Annotated in this window: 1 protein-coding gene; it reads right to left on the bottom strand. The window is 33.9% G+C overall.

The features are described 5' to 3' along the window. The coding region (locus tag D7Y13_RS43070) for an argininosuccinate synthase domain-containing protein (protein ID WP_208734646.1) at window positions 1-417 on the bottom strand (417 nt) is incomplete at its 3' end. Window positions 418-439 lie beyond the last annotated feature (22 nt).

Below are 439 nucleotides of genomic sequence, written 5' to 3'. Positions count from 1 at the left end.
TGCTTTCAATGATGGGTTTAATGCTTTAATGGCAACTTCGAAACGTACTTGGTCATTCCCTTTACCAGTACAACCATGTGCAATACCTACTGAATTTGTTTTCTCAGCAATCTCTACTAATTTTTTAGCGATTAATGGTCTTGATAAAGCTGAAACTAATGGATATGCATTTTCATACATTAAATTTCCTTTGATTGCATAACTTACATACTCATCACTAAATTCTTTTGTTGCATCAATAATATGACATTCAACTGCTCCCATATCTAAAGCTTTTTTATAAACGATGTCTAAATCTTTACCTTCACCAACATCTAGGCAACAAGCTACAACGTCGTATCCTTTGTCGATAAGCCATTGAACGGCCACACTTGTATCTAGTCCTCCTGAATATGCTAAAACAATTTTCTCTTTCATAAAATTCACCTCATTGTAGTTA

Source organism: Corallococcus praedator, from assembly GCF_003612125.1.
Taxonomy (GTDB): Bacteria; Myxococcota; Myxococcia; order Myxococcales; family Myxococcaceae; genus Corallococcus; species Corallococcus praedator.
Note: the sequence above shows the minus strand (reverse complement) of the source record. Positions and strands in the feature narration are given on the sequence as shown.